This window comes from Xylanibacter caecicola, assembly GCF_013166515.1.
Taxonomy (GTDB): Bacteria; Bacteroidota; Bacteroidia; order Bacteroidales; family Bacteroidaceae; genus Prevotella; species Prevotella caecicola.
Genome location: NZ_JABKKJ010000011.1, coordinates 66,224 through 88,998 on the forward strand (window position 1 = coordinate 66,224; position 22,775 = coordinate 88,998).

Annotated in this window: 17 protein-coding genes; 11 read left to right on the top strand and 6 right to left on the bottom strand. The window is 45.6% G+C overall.

Going from position 1 to position 22,775, the window contains the following annotated elements; genetic code table 11:
* Positions 1–47: 47 nt before the first annotated feature.
* From HPS54_RS07850 to HPS54_RS07895, 10 genes are all read left to right on the top strand, one after another.
* Positions 48–2,990 carry a TonB-dependent receptor gene (locus HPS54_RS07850; RefSeq protein ID WP_172344891.1) on the top strand — a complete coding sequence of 981 codons (2,943 nt, stop codon included), beginning with the start codon at positions 48–50 and terminating at the stop codon, positions 2,988–2,990.
* 617 nt (positions 2,991–3,607) lie between these two features.
* The gene (locus HPS54_RS07855) at positions 3,608–5,275 is read left to right on the top strand and encodes a glycosyltransferase (protein WP_172344892.1); all 1,668 of its coding nucleotides are present in this window, start codon (positions 3,608–3,610) and stop codon (positions 5,273–5,275) included.
* 68 nt (positions 5,276–5,343) lie between these two features.
* Entirely contained in the window at positions 5,344–7,902 is a 2,559-nt protein-coding gene (glgP, locus tag HPS54_RS07860) for an alpha-glucan family phosphorylase (protein WP_172344893.1), read from the top strand.
* Positions 7,903–8,147: 245 nt separating this feature from the next.
* Positions 8,148–9,443, top strand: a complete 1,296-nt coding sequence (gene serS / locus HPS54_RS07865) for a serine--tRNA ligase (RefSeq protein ID WP_172344894.1) — start codon at positions 8,148–8,150, stop codon at positions 9,441–9,443.
* A 12-nt stretch (positions 9,444–9,455) separates the two neighbouring features.
* Positions 9,456–11,816: a bifunctional dihydroorotate dehydrogenase B NAD binding subunit/NADPH-dependent glutamate synthase gene (locus HPS54_RS07870; protein WP_172344895.1), complete on the top strand. Its 2,361-nt coding sequence runs from the start codon at positions 9,456–9,458 to the stop codon at positions 11,814–11,816.
* Positions 11,817–12,185 carry a DMT family protein gene (locus HPS54_RS07875; protein ID WP_172344896.1) on the top strand — a complete coding sequence of 123 codons (369 nt, stop codon included), beginning with the start codon at positions 11,817–11,819 and terminating at the stop codon, positions 12,183–12,185.
* Positions 12,186–12,201: 16 nt separating this feature from the next.
* On the top strand, positions 12,202–12,936 hold the full coding sequence (locus tag HPS54_RS07880) for a tRNA 2-thiocytidine biosynthesis TtcA family protein (RefSeq protein WP_172344897.1): 735 nt from the start codon (positions 12,202–12,204) through the stop codon (positions 12,934–12,936).
* Positions 12,937–13,153: 217 nt separating this feature from the next.
* The gene (locus HPS54_RS07885) at positions 13,154–13,669 is read left to right on the top strand and encodes a DMP19 family protein (RefSeq protein WP_172344898.1); all 516 of its coding nucleotides are present in this window, start codon (positions 13,154–13,156) and stop codon (positions 13,667–13,669) included.
* Positions 13,670–13,676: 7 nt separating this feature from the next.
* Complete coding sequence (smpB, locus tag HPS54_RS07890) at positions 13,677–14,156, top strand: SsrA-binding protein SmpB (protein WP_172344899.1); 480 nt, start codon at positions 13,677–13,679, stop codon at positions 14,154–14,156.
* 12 nt (positions 14,157–14,168) lie between these two features.
* Complete coding sequence (locus HPS54_RS07895) at positions 14,169–14,807, top strand: HAD family hydrolase (RefSeq protein WP_172344900.1); 639 nt, start codon at positions 14,169–14,171, stop codon at positions 14,805–14,807.
* 26 nt (positions 14,808–14,833) lie between these two features.
* Here HPS54_RS07895 and HPS54_RS07900 read toward each other — a convergent pair whose 3' ends face one another.
* From HPS54_RS07900 to HPS54_RS07925, 6 genes are all read right to left on the bottom strand, one after another.
* A complete protein-coding gene (locus HPS54_RS07900; protein WP_172344901.1) occupies positions 14,834–15,667 on the bottom strand; it encodes a hypothetical protein in 834 nt (277 codons plus the stop codon).
* Positions 15,591–17,513 (bottom strand): YgiQ family radical SAM protein, encoded by a 1,923-nt coding sequence (locus HPS54_RS07905; protein WP_172344902.1) that lies wholly within the window; start codon positions 17,511–17,513, stop codon positions 15,591–15,593. The genes HPS54_RS07900 and HPS54_RS07905 overlap by 77 nt, the downstream gene beginning before the upstream one ends.
* Before the next feature lie 116 nt (positions 17,514–17,629).
* Positions 17,630–17,965, bottom strand: coding sequence for a hypothetical protein (locus tag HPS54_RS07910; protein ID WP_172344903.1), 336 nt, complete (start codon positions 17,963–17,965; stop codon positions 17,630–17,632).
* 14 nt (positions 17,966–17,979) lie between these two features.
* Positions 17,980–20,637 carry a golvesin C-terminal-like domain-containing protein gene (locus HPS54_RS07915; RefSeq protein ID WP_172344904.1) on the bottom strand — a complete coding sequence of 886 codons (2,658 nt, stop codon included), beginning with the start codon at positions 20,635–20,637 and terminating at the stop codon, positions 17,980–17,982.
* Between the two features lie 2 nt (positions 20,638–20,639).
* Entirely contained in the window at positions 20,640–21,191 is a 552-nt protein-coding gene (locus HPS54_RS07920; protein ID WP_172344905.1) for a 1-acyl-sn-glycerol-3-phosphate acyltransferase, read from the bottom strand.
* Between the two features lie 21 nt (positions 21,192–21,212).
* Positions 21,213–21,485, bottom strand: coding sequence for a hypothetical protein (locus tag HPS54_RS07925; RefSeq protein WP_172344906.1), 273 nt, complete (start codon positions 21,483–21,485; stop codon positions 21,213–21,215).
* A 937-nt stretch (positions 21,486–22,422) separates the two neighbouring features.
* Here HPS54_RS07925 and HPS54_RS07930 point away from each other — a divergent pair.
* The coding region (locus HPS54_RS07930; RefSeq protein WP_253951967.1) for a helix-turn-helix domain-containing protein at positions 22,423–22,775 on the top strand (353 nt) is incomplete at its 3' end.

Below are 22,775 nucleotides of genomic sequence, written 5' to 3' on the forward strand. Positions count from 1 at the left end.
TGTCTAAAAGGACGTATTTTAACAATAAACATATATTAGTTTTAACGATGAAAAAGCTTATCTTGCTGTCTTTGATGGCAGTTTTCCCAATGTTAGTGTGCGCCCAGGGCAGAACCATAACGGGCAAGTTGACAGACCGTGACACTAAAGAAGGCGTGATGATGGCAACGGTACAGATGCTAAAGACAGACAGTACGTTTGTGAAAGGCACGCTGACAAACGGGAGCGGAGAGTTCAGTATTGCGGCTCCCGACAACGGAAAATATCTGTTAAGATTTACAAGTGTGGGCTATACGAGCATTGTAAAGCCCGTCGTAATATCGGAAAACAAGGACAAAGACATGGGAAACATTGTTTTCTCCGCCGATGCGATAATGCTGAAAGGTGCAACGGTGGTAGGACAGGCGGCAAAGGTGACGGTACAGGAGGATACCATTGTGTACAACGCTTCGGCATATCGCACGCCCGAAGGTTCGGTTGTCGAGGAACTTGTGAAGAAGCTTCCGGGAGCGCAGGTCGATGATGACGGCAAGATAACCATAAACGGAAAGGAAGTGAAGAAGATACTTGTGGACGGAAAGGAATTCATGACGGGCGACACAAAGACGGCGATGAAAAACCTGCCCACAAGCATTATAGACAAGATAAAGACATACGAGGAGAAGAGCGACCTTGCCAAAGTGACCGGCATTGACGACGGAGAGGAGGAGACTGTGCTCGACTTCGGCACAAAGAAGGGCATGAATAAGGGCTATATGGCAAACGCCGATGCGGCTATAGGCACACACGGGAGATATGCCGAGCGGCTTATGGGCGGCTATTTCAAGGACAACATGAAGCTGATGCTCTTTGGAAATGCCAACAATACCAATGACGCAGGGTTCCCCGGCGGTGGCGGCGGACGCTTCGGAGGCGGCAGACAGGGGCTCAATGCGAGCAAGATGCTTGGCGTGAACATGAACTATACCCAAGGAAAGAAGTTTAATCTGAACGGCAATGTGAGGTGGAACCACGGCAACGGTGATGTGCGCACGGCACAGTCTACGGAGAATTTCGTGAGCAGTGCAGGTTCTTTCTCCAACAGTCTCAACCAACGCTATACGCGGGACAACAGCTGGAACTCGAGTTTCCGCCTGGAATGGAAGCCGGACACGATGACAAACATACTGTTCCGTCCGACGATGAGCTATTCTACAAGTGACGGAATAACCATGGGAACGTCGGCATCGTACAACGAAGACCCGTACATGTATGTCGACGACCCGCTTTCGGAAGAGGCGATAGGCGAGCTTGCCGACCGCGACCTTATGGTAAACACCAGAAAGAACAGGGCTATATCATACGGAAACAACAAGTCTCTCGGCGCTATGTTGCAGTATAACAGGAAGCTGGGCAACAAAGGGCGTAACTTGACATTGCGCGCGGACGTCAAATACAAGGACGCCGACAATAAGGATCTGTCGACAACCGATGTCCATCTGTATCAGATAATGGACAAATACGGCAACGACTCCACATATCAGACAAACAGATTCAACTATACGCCGACGACATCGACAAGCTATGCCGTGCAGGCTACGTACAGCGAACCTATATTCAGGGCGATGTTCCTGCAGTTCAGCTATAAGTTCACATATAAATATAACAAGAGCGACCGCTCGACATACGACTTCAGCAACATGGGAGAGGACTTCTTCAACGGCATATCGCCGGAATACAGAGGCTGGGACGGCTATTTCTCGCGACTCGACAATCCGCTTGAAGACTATCTCGACACGAAGCTGAGCCGTTTCTCCGAATATACGAACTATATACACGAGATGCAGATGATGCTGCGCGTCATACGCCAGAAGTACAGGATGAACGTGGGCGTGATGGTGCAGCCGCAGAAGACGCACTTCGTGCAGGACTATCAGGGAGTGCAGACGGATATGACGAAAAACGTGGTCAATGTGACGCCTACGTTCGATTTCAGATACCGTTTCTCCAAGGTCCACAACCTGCGTATCAACTACAGAGGCTCGACATCGCAGCCTTCTATGTCCGATCTTCTCGACATCACCGACGACAGCGACCCGCTTAACATCAAGAAAGGTAACCCGGGACTGAAGCCCTCGTTCACCAATATGCTGCGCATCAACTATAACAACTACATACAAAAGCACCAGAGAGCCGTCATGGCAGCGTTGAACTACAGCAATACGCGCAACAGTATCAGCAACATGGTTACTTATGACGAGAAGACCGGAGGGCGGACAACACGCCCGGAGAACATCAACGGCAACTGGAACATGTCGGGAATGCTGATGTTCAACACCGCGATAGACTCCACGGGATATTGGAACGTGAACACGTTTACGAGCGTTGGATATAACAATTATGTGGGATATCTGAGCATTGACAAGAATGCGGACTCGCAGAAGAACACGACACGCACGACAACCATGTCGGAACGCCTGAGCGGAAGCTATCGCAACAGTTGGCTGGAGGTAGAACTCGACGGCACTCTCAACTATACTCACACGCGCAACCTGCTGCAAAGCCAGAGCAACCTTGACACATGGCAGTTCTCATACGGCGGTTCGGTGACCGTATACATGCCGTGGGGAATGAGCATCGCCACGAATATGCACGAGAACAGCCGTCGCGGATACAACGACAACTCGATGAACACCAACGAACTGATATGGAATGCGCAGATAAACCAGCCGTTCCTTAAGGGAAATGCCCTGAACGTTTCACTGCAGTTCTACGATATCCTTCACAACCAAAGCAACTTCAGCCGTACCATAAATGCCATGCAGCGCAGCGATACGCAGTATAACAGCATCAACAGCTATGCCATGCTGCATGTAGTATATCGCCTGAACCTGTTCGGCGGCAAGGCTTCGCGCAATGAAAAGAGACGACCGGAGGTGGAAAGAGGGGGTATGATGCCGCCGGACAGGGGTTTCGGAGGCGGAAGACCGCAGAGGGGCGGAATGTTCTAAGTCATTTTCAATGTGAGTTCGGCTAATATAATATGCCTGTTTATATTAGCCGACATCTTTTTAATATAGAACTTTCTGCGTATAAGGGTGTATTAAAGTAAGCAACCATGCGCGTTGTAGGGACATATGTTTGTATTTGTCCGCCTGTAACAGACACGTTATCAAGCTGTTATACAAGCGGACAAATACAAGAATATGTCCCTACAACGTGTATGGATGCTCATTTTGACACCCACGGAAGGTGTATGAAATCCTTAAACATGCTGTACGGTTTTCTATCTCATATGAGATAGATTTGTATCGCATATGAGATAGAAATGTAACGCATATGAGATAGAAATGTAACTCATATGAGATAGAAACGTAACTCATATGAGATGGAATTCCATACAATATCCTTACATATCGGATACAGGTTCGACGGTAATGAAAACACCTTAATCATGTTAACTAATTGACAGTTTGTCATATAAGATAAGGCATTTATACGTCTGATAATCACATTATTTGGACATGACATAAGTCAATATTTTATATGTTATAAAACCTAAAAGCATCATATATACACCTTATATATAACAATTTTATTACCTTTGCACCGATTATTTTGTTTTTAAATGGGAAAAGAATTATTGTTTCCAGACTATATATTCGAGTCGAGTTGGGAAGTTTGTAATAAAGTTGGTGGTATCTACACTGTTCTTTCAACGCGCGCCAATACATTGCAGAATGCGATGAAAGACCGTATAATATTTATCGGACCCGATTGTTGGTCGGAAAAAGACAATCCTTATTTTACGGAAGATAAGAGCCTGTTCGGTGAATGGGCAGCCTCTGCCGTGGAAGACGGCTTGACATTGAAGGTAGGGCGGTGGAACATTCCGGGCAATCCTATTGCCGTACTTGTGGATTTCACTCCTTTCTATAAGCGCAAGAATGAGATATATGCCCGGTTGTGGGAAGATTTCCGTGTGGACAGCCTTCATGCTTACGGAGATTACGACGAGGCTTCGATGTTCTCCTATGCTGCCGCCAAGGTTGTGGAGAGTTTCTATAAATTCTACCTGGACGAGTCGAAGAAAGTCATATATCACGGCAACGAATGGATGACCGGTTTCGGACTGCTATATATAAAAAGGTATATGCCCGAGATAGCGACTGTCTTCACCACGCATGCCACAAGCATCGGACGCAGCATCGCCGGCAACAACAAGCCGCTATATGATTATCTGTTTGCATACAACGGCGACCAGATGGCGGGCGAACTCAACATGCAGAGCAAGCATTCGATAGAAAAACAGACGGCAAAGAATGTAGACTGCTTCACTACGGTAAGCGATATAACGGCAAACGAATGCCGTGAGCTGCTCGACGAGCCTGTTCACTTTGTTCTGCCCAACGGATTTGAGGACGATTTTGTACCGCGTGGCGCAGAGTTCACACGCAAACGCAAGCAGGCAAGAAAGCGTGTATTGCAGATGGCGAACGCACTTATGGGTACAGACCTTGGGGATGACACTCTTATCGTATCGACAAGCGGACGTTATGAGTTCCGCAATAAAGGCGTGGACGTGTATATCGAAGCGATGAACCGTCTGCTCCGCGAAAAGAGTCTGTCAAGAAAGGTTCTTGCTTTCATAGAAGTTCCCGGTTGGGTGGGTGAGCCGCGTCGTGACCTGAAAGAACGTATCGAGTCCGGAAAGAAATACGATACTCCGCTTGAAGTACCGATGATAACCCACTGGCTGCATAACATGAGTCACGACAGCGTATTGAACATGCTTAAATATCTGGATATGCAGAATAGGGCGGACGACAATGTCAAGCTGATATTCCTGCCATGTTATCTTACCGGTGACGACGGTATTCTTGATATGAAGTATTACGACCTGGTGCTTGGCAACGACCTTTGTGTCTATCCTTCATACTATGAACCTTGGGGGTATACTCCTCTTGAAGCAATTGCATTCAAGGTGCCGTGTATAACAACGGACCTTGCCGGCTTCGGACTGTGGGTAAACACGGAAGCAGGGCACGAAGGTGAGATTGAAGACGGCGTGAAGGTAATACACCGTACAGACTATAATTATTCGGAAGTGGCGGATATTATAAAGAATACCATAGCCGAATACTCCAATTTCACGCCCGCAAAAGTAAAGAAATGCCGGGACAACGCCGGAAAACTATCAAAGAAAGCACTTTGGACAAACTTCATAAAGTACTATTATCAGGCATACGACCATGCCCTGAGGCAAAGAGACATGAGGTTGGAAGGCAGGAAATGACACCTGTACACGGTGTATGAGATTATTAAAATGAATAAATTCGAACATATAATACATTAAAATTGATTATGAAGATAAAAGCTGATTATGTCAATGCTCCCCAGTGGAAGGAATTGACCGTAAAATCAAGATTGCCCGAGCAGCTCAAGTGCTTGGATGAACTTGCACACAACATGTGGTGGGCTTGGAACTACGAAGCAAGAGACTTGTGGAGAAGTCTTGATGAAGACCTCTATGAGGAGGTAGGACACAATCCTGTAATGTTGCTGGAACGTCTCAGCTATGACAGAAAAGAAGAGATTGTCAAGAACAAGACTATAATAAAGAGAGTAAAGGAAGTTTACTCTTTGTTCCGCAACTATATGGATGTGAAACCCAACAGCGAGCGTCCTTCCGTTGCATACTTCAGTATGGAATATGGTATCAATCAGGTACTGAAAATATATTCCGGAGGTCTTGGAATGCTTGCCGGCGACTATCTGAAAGAAGCGTCGGACAGTAACGTCGACATGTGTGCCGTAGGTTTCCTCTATCGTTACGGTTATTTCAAGCAGTCTCTGAGCATGGACGGTCAGCAGATTGCCAATTACGATGCGCAGAACTTCAACTCACTGCCCATAGAACGCCAGCTGGACAAAGACGGCAAACCGCTTGTTGTAGCCGTTCCTTACATGAACTATCACGTACATGCCTATGTATGGAGAGTAAACGTAGGTCGTATATCACTTTACTTGCTTGATACGGACAACGAAATGAACTCAGAGTTCGACAAACCTATCACGCACTCTCTTTACGGTGGCGATTGGGAAAACCGTCTAAAGCAGGAGATACTTCTGGGTATCGGTGGTATACTGACATTGAAGGCTCTTGGTATAACAAAGGAAATATATCACTGCAATGAGGGACATGCGGCTCTTTGCAACCTGCAGCGCCTTTGCGACTATGTGCAGAGCGGACTGACATTCAACCAGGCTATGGAGTTGGTGCGTGCATCTTCTCTATATACGGTGCATACGCCTGTGCCTGCCGGTCATGACTATTTCGACGAGGCTCTGTTTGGCAAGTATATGAGCGGCTATCCACAGATGCTTGGCATATCGTGGGATGAGTTTATCGGTATGGGACGTACAAATCCGGAAGACCATGGAGAAAAGTTCTGCATGTCTACATTCGCATGTAACACATGTCAGGAAGTAAACGGTGTCAGCAAACTTCACGGATGGGTGAGCCAGAAGATGTTCGCAAGCATCTGGAAAGGTTACTACCCCGAAGAAAATCATGTGGGATATGTTACAAACGGTGTTCACTTCCCCACATGGACAGCAACTGAATGGCGTAAGCTCTACGCTCAGTACTTTGACGAGACATTCATGTCCGATCAGAGCAACGAGAGCATCTGGCATGCAATATACAATGTACCTGATGACGTTGTATGGGAAACACGCATGACATTGAAGAAGAAACTTACCGACTACATACGCGCTAAGTTCCGTGAAACATGGCTTAAGAACCAGAGAGATCCTTCACGTGTCGTTTCTTTGCTTGAGAAGATTAACCCCAATGCACTGATGATAGGTTTCTGCCGTCGCTTTGCAACATATAAGAGAGCACATCTTTTGTTTACTGACCTCGACCGTCTTTCCAAGATTGTCAATAATCCGGAGCATCCCGTACAGTTCCTTTTCTCAGGAAAAGCTCACCCTGCCGACGGTGCCGGTCAGGGTCTCATCAAGAAGATCTTTGAGATAAGCCAGCGTCCCGAGTTCCTTGGCAAGATTATCTTCCTCGAAGACTATGACATGCAGCTTGCACGCCGTCTTGTTTCCGGTGTAGATATTTGGATGAACACTCCGACACGTCCTCTTGAAGCATCGGGTACATCCGGTGAAAAGGCCGAGATGAATGGTGTTGTAAACCTTTCTGTGCTTGACGGATGGTGGCTTGAAGGTTACCGCGAGGGTGCAGGATGGGCACTTACCGAGAAACGTACATACAAGAACCAGGGCTATCAGGATCAGTTAGACGCAGCTACAATCTACAGTCTCCTTGAAAATGAGATTGTTCCTCTTTATTACAAGAAGAACAAGAAGGGATACAGCGAAGGCTGGATAAAGGTAATAAAGAACTCTATTGCACAGATAGCTCCAAACTATACGATGAAACGTCAGCTTGACGACTATTATAGCAAGTTCTATACCAAAGAAGCTGCGCGCTTTAAGAAGATTTCTGCCGACAACAACCGTCTGGCAAAAGAGATCGCACAGTGGAAAGAGACAGTGGCAGAGCGTTGGGATTCTATAAATGTTGTTTCAAAAGAGCACAACATACCGGCTACAGGTGCAGAGACAGGTGTATCATACAAGATAAAGTATGTTATCGACGAGCAGGGACTTGACAATGCTGTCGGACTTGAACTTGTTACTATCAAGACAGACAAGAACAGAGAAGACAGCATCTTCAATGTACGTCCGTTCAATATGACAAACAATGAAGGCAACCTTTATACATTCGAAGCAGAATTTGAACCCGATGAAGCCGGTTCATATAAGAGCTGTGTCAGAATGTATCCGAAGAACGAGAACCTTCCTCACCGCCTTGATTTCTGTTATGTAAAGTGGATTGACTAATACTTATTGAGAGTATTTGGTATAATATAAAAGCGGCATCAAAGGCAGAAAAACCTTTGATGCCGCTTTTAATTTTCATGAATAGGGTGTGTGAAAAATCAATGATGACTTATTTTGACACACCCTCTTGTATCCGGTGCATGAAACGGGATTGTGTAAAACTTTTTTTACTGTAGTCCTCATTTTCAATTAAAATACTTAACTTTGCAGAATTAATACGTATTTTTAATAAAATATATCAGCAAATGCTTACAATCAAACTCATCAGTGAGGAAACTGAACGTGTGATTAAAGGCTTGGAAAAGAAACACTTTAAGGGTGCGAGAGAAGCCGTAGAGAATGTGTTGGCTGTGGACAGACGCAGACGCGAGGCGCAGCAGAAATCGGACAAGAACAAGCAGGAGGTAAAACAGCTGTCGGCAATGATAGGTTCTCTTATGAAAGAGGGCAAGAAGGACGAGGCTGAAGAGATAAAGGCAAAGGTTGCCGTTCTGAAACAATCGGACAAGACGTTGAGTGAAGAGATGGCAACTGCCGAGAAAGAAGTGGAGACGTTGCTCTGCTCGATACCCAATATTCCTAATGATGATGTGCCCGAAGGTGCCGGAGCAGAGGACAACGTTGTTGTGAAAACCGGCGGTAATGTACCAGAGTTTGACGGAGAGCCGTTGTGTCATTGGGACCTTTGCAAGAAATACAATTTGATAGACTTTGATCTTGGTGTGAAAATAACCGGTGCGGGTTTCCCTGTATATATCGGAAAAATGGCACGTTTGCAGCGTGCGCTTGAGGCTTTCTTCCTTGAAGAGGCACGCAAGAGCGGATATCTCGAGGTGCAGCCGCCATACGTGGTGAACGAAGCGTCGGGTTATGGCACGGGACAGCTTCCCGACAAAGAGGGACAGATGTACCACTGTAATCTTGACAACCTGTATCTTATACCTACGGCAGAAGTTCCGGTTACAAACATCTTCCGCGATGTCATTCTCGATGAAAAGGACCTGCCTATAAAGCGTTGTGCCTACTCGGCATGTTTCCGTCGCGAAGCAGGGTCGTATGGCAAGGACGTGCGCGGACTGAACCGCCTGCATCAGTTTGACAAGGTGGAGATTGTACGCATTGACAAACCGGAACACTCGTATCAGAGCCTGGACGAGATGTTGGAACATGTAGAGGGACTTATGAAGAAGTTGGAACTTCCGTACAGAATACTTCGTCTTTGCGGAGGTGACATGAGTTTCACATCGGCGATATGTTATGACTTCGAGGTATGGAGCGCAGCACAAAAGCGTTGGCTGGAAGTAAGTTCCGTATCCAATTTCGAGAGCTATCAGGCAAACCGTCTGAAGTGCCGTTACCGCAACAGCGAGACAAAGAAGCCCGAATTGTGCCACACTCTTAACGGCTCGGCTCTTGCATTGCCGCGCATTGTTGCCGCCATAATCGAGAACAACCAGACACCTGAAGGCATACGCGTGCCCAAGTGTCTTGTGCCGTATTGCGGTTTCGATATGCTCGATGACAATAATTTCAGTATTTAAAACCAAGGCTTGATGTTCAAAATCGTCCGTAAAAAACAGTTCTCGGAGAAAGTTTTTCTTTTCGAGATAGAAGCTCCGTTGATTGCAAAGAGCCGCAAGGCAGGCAACTTTGTAATTGTGCGTGTTGACAATAAAGGTGAGCGCATGCCGCTCACCATTGCCGATGCCGACACAAGGAAAGGAACCATAACTCTTGTGGTACAGGAAGTGGGACTGTCATCGATAAAGTTGTGCAGGCTCAATGGAGGCGATTTCATTGCCGACATCGTGGGACCGTTGGGCAATCCCACCCATATAGAAAACTTCGGTACGGTGGTTTGTGCCGGAGGTGGAGTGGGAGTAGCACCCATGCTTCCTATTGTAAGGGCGTTGAAAGCCGCCGGCAACCGTGTGTTGTCGGTCATTGCGGGACGCAACAGAGAACTGATAATATTGGAGGACGAGATACGCGACAGCAGCGACGAGACAATCGTTATGACCGATGACGGCTCATACGGCGAGAAAGGTGTCGTTACCGTGGGCATAGAGCGTTTTATCAAACAGGAGCACATAGACAAGGTCTTTGCCATCGGTCCTCCTGTCATGATGAAGTTCAGTTGTATGCTGACGCAAAAATACAATATTCCGACAGATGTCTCACTGAATACCATAATGGTGGACGGTACGGGTATGTGCGGCGCATGCCGCCTTACGATAGGCGGAAAGACAAAATTTGTGTGCATCGACGGTCCGGAGTTCGACGGTGCCCTTGTGGATTGGGATGAAATGTTCAGACGTATGGGAACGTTCCGTCGTGTGGAACAGGACGAACTTGAACACTTCGAGGAACATCTTGCCGCTGTTGTTGATGATAATACAGAGAACGTAGCCGAAGAAGCTCATGCTGCTTCTGACGCGCAGAACGTTGAATGTCCTATAGAGACATTGACAAACCGTAACGAAGAGTGGCGCAAGGAGTTACGTGTTGCCATTAAACCTAAAGAACGTGCTGCCATAGAGCGTGTCGTAATGCCGGAACTTGAACCGGGATATCGTTCCACAACACGTAAGGAAGAAGTCAACACGGGGCTTACCAAGGAGATGGCGATGACAGAGGCAAAGCGGTGTCTCGACTGTGCCAAGCCGTCGTGTGTGGAGGGATGCCCCGTGAACATAGACATACCGTCGTTTATAAAGAACATTGAGCGCGGTGAGATACTTGCTGCGGCAAAGGTGTTGAAAAACACTTCGGCGCTGCCTGCCGTGTGCGGTCGTGTATGTCCGCAGGAAAAGCAATGTGAAAGCCGTTGTATACACCTCAAGATGAACGGACAGGCGGTGGCTATCGGTTATCTTGAACGATTTGCCGCAGACTATGAACGCGAAAGCGGAAACGTTTCATTGCCCGACAAGGTTGCTGCCAACGGCATGAAGGTGGCTGTGGTAGGTTCGGGTCCTGCCGGTCTTAGCTTTGCCGGTGACATGGTGAAGAAGGGATACGAAGTGCATGTCTTTGAAGCATTGCACGAGATAGGCGGCGTGTTGAAATATGGAATACCTGAGTTCCGTCTGCCCAACCGCATCGTAGACGTGGAAATAGACAATCTTAAGAAGTTGGGAGTAGAGTTCCATACAGACTGTATAATAGGCAAGACAATACAGGTGGAGGAACTTGAAGAAGACGGATTTAAGGGTATATTTGTTGCGTCGGGCGCAGGTCTGCCAAACTTCATGGGTATTCCAGGAGAGAACTCGATAAACATAATGTCTTCAAACGAGTATCTGACGCGCGTAAACCTTATGGATGCCGCCGACCCTACAACCGATACGCCGATAAATATCGGTAAGAAAGTGCTTGTCGTAGGAGGTGGAAACACTGCCATGGACTCATGTCGCACGGCGAAAAGGCTCGGAGCCGATGTTACGATTGTATATCGTCGTTCGGAAAAAGAAATGCCCGCACGTCTCGAAGAGGTGAAGCATGCAAAGGAAGAGGGCATAAACTTCCTTACACTTCACAACCCCATAAGATATGAAGCCGATGAAAACGGAGCCGTATGCAAGGCTGTGTTGCAGGTGATGGAGCTGGGAGAACCGGACGAGAGCGGACGCCGCAGTCCGGTGGCAGTGGAAGGAAAGACCGTAACGCTGGATGTGGATCAGGTAATCGTTGCCATAGGCGTTTCGCCAAATCCGCTTGTGCCAAGCTCTATACAGGGACTTGAACTCGGACGGAAGAACACGATAGCCGTAAACGACGGCATGCAGAGTTCACGCCATGAAATATATGCAGGAGGAGATATTGTGCGTGGCGGCGCGACTGTGATACTTGCCATGGGCGATGGACGGCGTGCGGCAGAGAATATGGACAGACAACTGAGAAACGGTAAATAAATGAACGGTCTCTATACTATCATATTGCTCATACTGAGCAATGTCTTTATGACTATTGCCTGGTATGGGCATCTTAAATTGCAGCAGTCGGGTATCAGCAACAACTGGTCTCTGCTGGGTGTCATTGCATTTTCATGGGCAATAGCTTTTTTTGAATATTGCTGCCAGGTGCCTGCCAATCGCATGGGCTTTGTCGGCAATGGCGGTCCGTTTACACTTGTACAGCTTAAGGTGGTGCAGGAATGTATCAGTCTGGGAGTATTTGCGGTGATAGCCAATATAATGTTCCAAGGACAGAACCTGCATTGGAATCATATTCTGGCTTTCTTCTTCATCATTTGTGCCGTATATCTTGTTTTCATGAAATAACTCCGGATGTATATCAATGGCAATACCGACAGATGAACAGAAAATAGAGAGAAGGATTGTAAGTCGTTTTCACAAAGGCATTTCCAAGTATAATCTTATAGAAGAAGGCGACCGTATCCTTGCCGGGATATCAGGCGGTAAAGATTCGTTGTGCCTGCTTGAAATGCTCGGTCGCAGAATGAAAATCGACAAGCCGCACTTTACAGTGGAAGCCGTTCATATACGTATGGAAAACATAAAGTATGAGACGGACACCGGATATCTTGAGGAGTTTGCCGCGCAGTATGGCATAAAGATGCACTGTCTGACAACAGGGTTCAATGCCCATACGGATACACGCAAGTCTCCATGTTTTCTTTGTTCATGGAACAGGCGCAAGCAAATGTTCATGAAGGCGCAGGAGTTGGGGTGCAACAAGATAGCGTTGGGGCATCACATGGACGATATCATTCATACTGCCATGATGAATGAGTTTTTCCAAGGACATTTCTCAACAATGCCGGCAATGCTCAAAATGCGCAAGATGCCATTGACGATAATACGCCCTTTGTGTATGGTTGAGGAAAGTGATATTTACAGATATGCCCGATACAGAGGGTATGAGAAACAGGTGAAGCTATGTCCGTACGAAACAAATTCTCACCGTTCTGATATCCGCGATATATTCGGACGGATAGAAGAAATGAATCCGGAGGCGCGCTATTCGGTGTGGAATGCTCTTGAAAGTGAAGGCAAGCTCATAGAGGTTTGATGCTGATATATTGATACTTTATGCCGATTTTTTCTGTTATTGGCTTTTTTGTAGTATCTTTGCATAAGATAAGCGGCGCCTCGGCAATTACAAACAAGTTTGATTGCACTCGGCTTGCATTATCTTTGAATAAGATAAGCGGCGCCTCAGCAATTTCAAACAAAAGTTTGATTGCACTCGGCTTGCATTATCTTTGCATGAGTAAAAAATTAAGAAAATGGATATTACAAAAGTGGTTGTGAGGGATGCTGACCTGCAACAGGCTGCAACCGGGGGAATGGACGCTTTTATTGATGTGTTTGTCAATGCCCTTTATGAGTATGTTGGCGGAAAGCTGGATGTGGAGACAATGTCCCGGCTGAATGCATCGCAGATAACTCTTCTGGCTTATAAGATTTTGCGGGACGAGGTAATGGACGGAGGTTTTGTGCAGCTCATCCACAACGGTTATGGAGGTTTTATTTTCCTGAACCCTTTTGCACGTGCCGTGAAAGAATGGGGGCTGACGGAACTTGGACGCCTGGTGCGCAAAGTGCATAGCTTGTATAAGAAGTATCGTGACGAAATAGAACAGGATTGTACCGACGATGAGTTCATGGCTATGTTTGAGAAATATCCTGAGTTTGACCAATATGACGACATCTTTGTAGAGAATGAAGAAGAGTGGACTGCCATGGTCGCTCATTATATAGATGATAATATCGGGTTATTTGCAGAAATAACGAACGACTGATAAAACAATGAGAAAAGAAGACGAACTGCTCCGAAAGAAGAGTCCGGTGAATATACGTAACAAGAAGGCTTCGTTCGAATTCTTCTTTATCGATACTTTTACTGCCGGAATCGTTCTTACCGGAACGGAGATAAAATCAATACGTATGGGCAAGGCGTCGCTTGTGGATGCGTTTTGCTACATTCACAATGGTGAGGTGTGGGTAAAGGGAATGAATGTTTCGCCCTATTTTTATGGCTCATACAACAATCACGAAAGTAAACGCGACAGAAAACTGCTGCTTACAAAGCGGGAGATATACAAATTGCAGGAGGCTTCTAAGCAGCCCGGATATACGATTGTGCCTATACTTGTGTTTATAGATGACAAGGGTAGGGCAAAGGTTGATATTGCTCTTGCGCGAGGAAAGAAGGAATATGACAAGCGTCAGACATTGAAAGAAAAAGAAGACCGTCGTGAGATGGATCGTGCTGTAAAACACTTTTAAGAACAGAAGGTTATGATAAAGAATATCGTATTCGATTTGGGTGGTGTTATAATGACCATTGACCAGAGTGAAGCCGTAAGGCGTTTTAGGTCTTTGGGACTGGAGGATGCTGAGAAGCGTCTTGATCCTTATACGCAGAGCGGCATATTCGGTGACCTGGAAGAAGGAAAAATAACGGCGGAGGACTTCCGTCGTGAACTTAGTTCTCTTGTTGGCAAGGAACTTACTTTTGAACAGTGTTGTTACGGCTGGCGTGGATATTGCAAGGAGGTGCCGCGCCGGGCACTCGATGCCTTGAAGAGACTTAAAGCTGACGGTTATCGTCTCATATTGCTTTCCAATACCAATCCGTATATGATGAGTTGGGCGCTGAGTGATGATTTCGACGGTGAAGGGCATTCGCTCGAGTATTATTTCGATTCATTGTATCTCAGCTATAAATTGAAGATGATGAAGCCATGTGAAGAAATCTTCAACCTTATACTCGAGAAGGAAGGTATCACGCCGGAAGAGACATTGTTTGTCGATGACGGTCCACGGAATACAGCCATGGCGAGTAACCTCGGAATAAACACGCTATGTCCTAAGAATGGTGAGGATTGGACAGATGCACTGTATGAGCGTATAAAGTGCGTGAATGAGTTTAGATGAGAACTAAATGGATGTAAGGTTTAATACTAATCCCTAAACCTTACATAACTTCTGTCATCAAACGAGTTGTACCCTTTCATCACTCCTTTTGTCGCTTGGTATTTGTCTATTAAAAGCGGGTCGGTGTTTATAAGTTGCATTAGAGCCTCATCACTCTGTTTCAAATTACTTTTTATAAACGGATAACCGTCGCTTGCCAATATGATTTCAGTCTTTTGTGGAGGTACGTTTATTACTTTTATCAAGTTTACAGGCATGTCAAAACCGTCTATTACGGCATAGTTCTTGTTCTGATGTGAGCATGCAGCTATAAGTTCGGGCAGGATATGAATTCTGCCCGTGTCTTTTATACGCAGACAATCAATGCTCTTTTGCAAGTCATAGGCGTCTTTGCATTTATGCAATTCGTTCTTGATGAAAGCCGAGCGTTTAGCGGCAATGGTCTCTTCGTATGGCTTGGGATTATCGTAATATGTTCCGTCCACCGTGCAGTGACAGTCGCCTACGAGCCAAACCTGTCTGTGGTGTCGGCTGTAAATCACGGCACTTGCCGTGGCGCGTTCTGTTGGCATGGCACGCAGCCTGTTTATATCATAACCGTATTCTGCATATATCCTGTATATGGCATTTGTTATACCTTTGCAGAATTCTTCCATGCTTGTCTTTGCCGGCATGCTGTCAATGAATGCCTTGATTGTTTCCATGCAGAAGCGTCCGTTGCTCATACTGCTGTCGATGCGTGCGGCAGTTTTACTTGTGCTTCCGTCTATTACGGCTACAAATCTATCGTTTACCGTTATTCCGTCTTCGCACTCTTGTTGTGTCCTTTTTCCTATTATTGTTTTCTCTATGATTTCCATTATACGGTGCTTTGGGCATGAAAGGATACAGTCGTTTGATAATGTCAGGACGTCCGATGCGCCTCAACTCATTTTCTATATTATTTCTTTCTTCGGGTTTATACCAAAAGAAGAACATGCGTTGTGCCAGTTTCTCGCGCTGCGTCTTTGCCGATGTTATCGGTTCAAGTGTATACGGATCGTAACCGGTATACCATGTTTCGGTGCTGATTGTCATAGGGGTAGGAGTAAAGTCCTGTACCTGTTCAAGGTGAAAGTCCATGCCCTTTGTCAATACAGCCAGCTCTGCCATGTCTTCTTCGCGACATCCCGGATGACTGCTGATAAAGTAAGGTATAATCTGTTGTTTAAGATTTTCTTCCTTATTTATGCGGTCGAATATCCGCTTGAATTCTTCGAATAGTTTGAACGACGGTTTTCGCATCAGATTGAGAACACGATCGGTAACATGTTCCGGTGCCACTTTCAGCCGTCCGCTTACATGGTTGCAGATAAGTTCGTGAATGTATTGATGTGCGGCACGGTTTGTTTTATCGTCTTTGCTTTTGTGCAATAACAAATCGTAGCGTACTCCGCTGCCAATAAAACTTTTCTTTATTCCCGGTATGGCATCCACTGCCTTATATACATCGATAAGTTTTGAATGGTCTGTATTCAGGTTGGGGCAGATCTGTGGATGTATGCACGAGGGGCGTTTGCATTTTCCGCAGATGTCTTTATTCTTACCTTCCATTCCGTACATATTTGCAGACGGTCCTCCAAGGTCGCTCAGGTATCCTTTGAAGTCCGGCAGTTCCATAACCTTCCTTACCTCTCTCAATATGCTCTCTTTGCTTCTGCACACGATAAACTTTCCCTGATGGGCACTGATTGTGCAGAAAGCGCAACCGCCAAAACATCCCCTGTGAATGTTTACCGAGTGTTTTATCATTTCATAGGCGGGGATACGCTTGTTTTTGTATTTAGGGTGCGGCAACCGTGTATACGGCAGCTCATGAGATGCATCCAATTCATCCGTTGAAATTGGAGGGTAGGGAGGATTTACTACGACGCAGGATTTGCCTGTGTGTTGTATCAATCTCTGTGCGTGCAGCTTGTTTGATTCTTCCTCGATATGTCTTATGTTTTCCGCTTGTGCTTTCTTGTTTTGCAGACATTCTTCGTGTGAATGCAGTATGATATCACCGTTCTCATCATTGTATGTGGGAATATCTTTCTCTTCGGTGACGTATACGGTTTGCGGAATGTCCTTTATATCCTTTATGTCTCTTCCTTTTTGCAATTCGTGGCACAATTTCTTTATAGGTGCCTCTCCCATGCCGTATATTATCAAGTCTGCGCCGGAGTCGAATAATATGCAAGGCTTCAGGCGGTCTTGCCAATAGTCGTAGTGTGTAAGGCGGCGGAGCGATGCTTCTATGCCTCCAAGAACAATGGGAGTGTCCGGATAGAGGTTGCGAAGGATGCGGCTGTATACTATTGTAGGGTATTCGGGACGGCAATCGTGTCTGCCGTCCGGACTATAGGCATCTTCAGAACGGAGACGTTTGTTTGCCGTATATTTGTTTACCATGGAGTCCATGCAGCCGGGTGATATACCGAAGAACAGGCGTGGACGTCCGAGTTTCTTGAAGTCTCGGAAATCACCGTGCCAGTCCGGTTGCGGCACGATGGCGACTTTCAGTCCCATAGACTCTATCGTACGCCCTATCACTGCGCAACCGAAAGACGGATGGTCTACATAGGCATCACCGGAAAACAGTATTACATCCGGTGTGTCCCACCCTCTTAATTCAACTTCTTTTTTTGTAGTTGGCAGCCAGTCGGTCAGTTTGTAGTTATTCATTTTGCTATGTAGATGTTTGAAATTAATTATTATTAAAGTAAATATTTCATATACCTATTAATATATATACGTTTAATTTTGAACATCTACTTATTACGCTGCTGACGTATATAATATTATTCTTTTTGTTCCTTGTCACAACCTTCCGTTTCTTCGTCATTGTCGTTTTCCCATTTAATGAACAGCTCCGCAAGCTTTTGCAATCCTGTTGCTTTCATGTTGCTGTTGTACACCACATCGAGACACAAGTCTATAAGACGCTTGTCTCTGCCTGCTTCTGAGCCGAGAAGCGAGCGTATGTTGAGTCTCAGCTTTTCCAGTACAGCCTCGTCTATTATTCCGTTGCTGTCTATGAGATCTTTCAAAAGCGCATAGTCTTTTATTGTACGCAAATGTTCGTCACTGACGATTATTGTCCTTGTTCCTGAAAGGTTTGTTTGAATCTTGTACATAATAAATGTATATTTTATTGTTCAAGTAGAAATGTCATTATGCCCCGCATTATTGTTTCCCTTTTCCGTGCCGACTTTATGCATTCGAATGGAAAGCCCAATGCCATTGTACGGAAGTCATTGCCGGCATATGCCACGCATGCAGATGTTCCGTTTTCGTATGTCAGTGCACAGAATGCCGGTGCCAGCGGATGCAGGATGTCTGATGATGTTGAGGCATAATGTGTTTCATTAAGTTTACGGTATATGTCGAATGTCGTACCCATACCGGTTATATTCTCGTTATCTGTGTCACGGTAAGTCCCGTTGTATACGGTATGCAGTACATCCGCCATAAATGCTTTGTCATTTACAGACAACATGTCACCGGCTATATATGAACCGGATACTAACAGTCTGCCACCGGATGATATATATTGCCGTAGCTTTTCCTGCATGATTTTGGAAAACGTCTTGTAAGATGTCGTTGTTGACGGGCTTTGTTTTTCCTGTCCGAGGATGAGATCTACACAGTCATATCCGGCAATATCAGCCATACCGTTTTCTATAGCCTTGGAGGAACAGCTGACAACGTTATATTTTTTTGTTGCAGCTATGGCTTCTGCATGTGTGGCAGTGTAGTCAAAGTTGTTTCCGGCAATGAATGTTCCTTCCATTTCGTTGCTGCTGTATCCCAATCCTGCAGTTGTCTCGACTCCTGTCTGTGATTTGTTGAATGACAGTTGTCTGCCACTCCATGCTGCAGTGGTTCCGTATGTTACTCCTACATCTTCGGAAATATCAAAGCCCTGTAATGAATCGTTTTCCACAACAGCCGGAGGTGACAGCCTTTGGAAACCGTTGATTATCATTACGGTTTTAGATGCTTTTGGTTCGTATACCGCCGATACCACTTCCGATGGGAAACTCTCGCCGCCTTTATTTAAAGCCGTTATCTTGAAACGATACACCATTCCCGGATTAAGTTTTATGCGACAGGCATTGCCTTTAACGACATTTCCGTTGTCAAATCCCGCATTACCGGCGGATGTATATACAACGAATGACTGCGGTGCAGCTGTCGGCTCGAGCTTATCGTGTGTAGCATTCCATTTTATCAATATTTCTCCCGGTGCAGTGAATGTTATACATGGTGCCGTTGGTGCCAATGGCGCTACAGTATATGGCTTGTTGTTTTGTTTGGATATAAAACGCAGTATGGTCTTATATATGCTTCTTGCCATTGTAAAACGAAATGACGGATCCTGTGCCAATAGCATGTCGGGGAAGTTCTGGTGTGAGAGAGTCTCGATTATTGCCGATGGCATTTCCGGACAGCGCGTTTCGGAATAGTTGCGGTCATAAAGTTCGCGTATGTTCCATTTTCCATATTGGGCTGTAATGTCACGCCGGATGTTTTCAAGCAGGCTGCCGGCAAAGTCTTTTGAAAGACTTCTCGGTTGCCCCGCACCAAGTTTGCCTCCGTTAAAGCCCGTAGTACAAATGGCAAGTGAGCCTATAATAGACTTGTTATCCCTTGCGAAACCGGCATCGCTGTGCACGGCAAGTGACAGCTCGATGGGGATGTTCTTTCCTTTTCTGTCAGGTACAAAGCATGAGCCGCCTGCGAGCCAGTTTGTCATATAAGACCGGGTGTTGATGTCATCGGCATAGTCATCGGCTCCTCCTTTACCGTTGTAGACACTGTCCGGTGCCCCTGCCCATTGGGCATAGTATCTTGCTCCTTCAAAACAGCGTGGCATACCGCTTACCGTTCCTTCCCTTGAGACGTTGCCCATGCCTCCGCCAAAGCGTACGGCATCGGCAGTGACAACTCCTTTATGTCCGGAAACATTTGACAGCACCACCCTGTTATTGGAATTGCAACCGGCGTCAAAGTCGAATGTTCCGAGATACACCCAAGTGCCTCCGCCCATACGCTGGTTTATGCTGAACGTTGTCTTTATCCCTTTATGCCATACGGTGTACCTTGCATCCGGTATGCTTTTATGCACGGTCGGGTAGCTTACATAAACAGCATAGCGCCCCGGTTTTACTATGCGCGGCTGGTATGATATTTCACATCCTCCGTGTTGTGCGGCTTTTGCCATGCGTGCCGTTCCCGTTGTAAACGGGTTCTCGTTCTCAATTCTTTTCTTATATGCAAAGCCCGGTGTGCCTGCATCATGCCATTTCTCGCCGATATTTATCTCTGTGTAGTATGGCAGAGGATTAATGTCATCATTGTCCACTATTATTTCATTGCGTTGCCAGTCACGTTCTCGTGGAGTGAAAACATTAGCCCCTGATTTCTCAAGCATCGGTATGAGGTATGGCACGACAATTGTTTGCGTGAAGAGGTCTTCCGTGGTGCAGAACAGATAAGGGCGTTGCCACTCCCAACGTCTCTTTTTATTGTTGTAGTATCGTCCGTGACTTGCCCAAATTGAGAGATGACGATTTTGCAAGCCTTCGGTGATTGTGTATGGTTGTGAGAGACTTTGTACCCACGGCGTACCGGTGTATATCGGTGATGTTTGTTGTCTTGTATCACGTTTATGGCTGTTCCTGTCTTTTGTTTGTGTCGGTGATGAAACCGTTCCACCGTTCTTTTGTATCGAACGGTGACTGCCACATGCCGCGAGTGCACACAGAACAGCTATGAATAATGATTTTCTTAGTATACCGGGCATTCTTATTCTCCTGTAGTGAACTTATCCGGATATCTTCCTTTGAAGTCCTTGAAATATTGTTTTATCTCGTGCATGTCACGGTCTGCATCGCCGGTTGGCACGATTGTCTTGGTGCATTGTATAAGTTTGCGACTGTAGTCTACGCCATATAATAAGATAGGTATACCTGCTTTTAGAGCTATATAATAGAATCCCATTTTCCAATTCGGATTCAGCGAGCGTGTTCCTTCGGGTGTTATGCACAATTGAAAGTCTGAAGCCTTCTTCGCTTCTGCTGCCAGATTATCAGTCATGCTTGTGTGTTTGGAGCGCCATACGGGTATACCTCCGATATGCCTGAAGATTGGTCCGAGAGGAAAGAAGAACCATTCTTTCTTCATCATGAAGTTTATTCTCATGCCTTCCGCCCGCATATATAGCTGCCCAATGACAAAGTCCCGGTTGCTGGTGTGTGGTGCAAGGCATATTATACATTTCTCAGGGTGTTGTACAGTTACATTCTTTTTCCACCCGAGAATTCCGTAGAGCACCCGGGCACATATTTTTCTGATCATGTTTATTTGTTGTTGTGGAGTTTAGTTGAGATTGCTGATTTGATCTACAATCTCGTTAATCTGTTTGGAGAAATTCTCCGTAAGGTCTTTATAATAAGTCTCAGCTTTCATTCCCGGCTCCGGATGAGAAACACGCGCGATATAATTACTGTGTGTTTTTATTATCGAATATAAAAGGGCATCGAGCGTCTGCTTGTCCGCCGGAACGCCGTATAGGGATGCCGCTATACACTCAGCGAAGAGATCGCTGCAGATATAGTTTATACGTTTCTTCAGTTCTCTTTTGTTTGCCATGATGCTCTCCTTTCTTATTTCTATTTGTTTTAAAAGTTCATTGCTACAAAGATAGTGTTTTTTTGTAAAATAAGAAAATTATTAAACAATAATTTGATGCTTTGATATTTCGTGTTTTTAATTTGTATTTTTAATAACTACATGGGTGGATGTATTCGGAGTGAGGACATCCGAATGATACATTCCTTATTCGTAATTCATAACCCTTATGTTTACGTCTCATAAAGCTATGGGTTACGTGTCGTAAAGCTATGGGTTATGACAGTCAATGCTCTGCAAACCGCAATTTAAGATGCCGCGGTGTGCGGTCGGACATATTGCACGAAGATGTGTGGAGGGTTGTCGGTTTTATAAAGGTTCCACACAAAAGACTGCATGTTGCAACGACTTGTGTTACAGATGCTTATGAAACACATAGATGCGGCAAAACAGCAAGTGTGGAGGGTGTGGAGCCTTTTTCTCTAAAACATACGCGAGAAAATACGCATATTTATCACGACGGGAGGTGACGTTGTGTTTTTGTATGTATATATAAAAAAAGTTTTGTAAAAAAGGTTCCACACCCTCCACACTTGCAATTTTGCCACGTTTGTATATTTTGTAAATCTCTGTAACACAAGTTTTTGCAACATGCAGTCTTTTGTGTGGAACCTTGTGTGGAACCTTTATAAAACTTGCAACCCTCCATAGCTTCGTTTTTTATCCCTTTGACTGTATGTGTGTTTCATGTGTGGAGTTTTCAAAAACAAGATACATAAAATGTGAAGATTCCAAATCGAAGTGCAAAATTTTGATTTAGGAATTACCTCTTTCAGAGTATTGTCCGTCCTCTCTTGGGGGCGCGCCCCCAAGAGAGGACGGAGCCAAAGTTTTTAACTGACAAAACAAAAAAAGGAGACCGAAGTCTCCCCGAGATTAACTATCTTTGTTTTGTCATATGAAGTATAAACAATTAACCTCGCAGCAAAGGTCGCAAATTTTCGCCTTACTGCAAAGAAAAACATCGAAAAAAGAAATCGCCCTGATAGTAGGGTGCAGTCAATCAACGCTCTCACGTGAAATCAGACGTAATTCCACGGCCACGGGTAACTATCTGTGGGACAAGGCCCACGCAAAGGCCTTGGAGCGTCGTAAACGAACCACAACGAACAAACGTCTTGACAGTCTTCTCGTCTGGCGCATCAAGCAGATGATTCTCAATAACCAATGGTCACCTGAACAGATCCGCGGCGTGCTGTCCAAAGAAGGCATAAGCATTTCCATACAAAGCATCTACAACATCATCAATGC